1 protein-coding gene is annotated in these 793 nt (G+C 37.6%); it reads left to right on the forward strand.

All coding sequences use genetic code 11. From position 1 onward, the window contains the following. The coding region (locus tag CRG87_RS08075) for a hypothetical protein (protein WP_165775990.1) at positions 1–793 on the forward strand (793 nt) is incomplete at both ends.

Here is a 793-nt window from a genome sequence, read left to right on the forward strand (position 1 = left end):
ATACCTTTACCTTTGTTTTAACAAACGCTAATTTCACCCAAAACACAAGTGACTATCAAGGAACATTAGTTAGTTGTGGGAGAATAATTGGTGATACTTCATCTAATGGTACATTTTGCTTTAATAATATTACGTTAAAGACTGGTGATATAAATCCTTACGACAAATACGGCAAAAAAACCAAAGCTTGGAATGTTATCGCAGCTAGTGGAGCTTCCGTTCATTTTTCTGGCACAAATTATTTGGAGATTGCTGGGGCAGTTTATACCAACACCTACATAGGTGACCTTAGAAATGTTGAATTTGCTAATGATGCTTCGGTAACCATTAAAGGTTCCAATGAAAATTATCACCCTTATATATTTTCGTTGACCAGTTCTTTTTCTATAGGAGACAGGGCTACATTCACAATTTACGATGGCAACGCTGCTAGTGCTCGTAGAGGTAATGTTTTTTGGGGGCCTGTCCAATTTCGGGTTGGTAACGACGTTACGTGGAATCAACATGGTTGGGGAAGTTTTCTTACTGCAGAAGATAATGCGAACACAAAGGCCTTTTTTGGAAAAAGATTTACTTTAAATCATGACATTATAACTGAGGAACCGATTTCTACAATTGATGGGTATTGGTATGATGTGGCCGGTGATTTGTATTCCGCAAGACATGCACCCCAAATTGTCTTTAGTGAAGGAGCTTCTATAAATATAAGGTCAAAATCCGTTTCTACTCCTATATTCGATCTCTCCAGTGCTGCTAAATTGGGAGAAAAACCTGATTTGGCAAAATATCCTAA

This window comes from Lactobacillus apis, from assembly GCF_002837055.1.
Lineage (GTDB): Bacteria > Bacillota > Bacilli > Lactobacillales > Lactobacillaceae > Lactobacillus > Lactobacillus apis.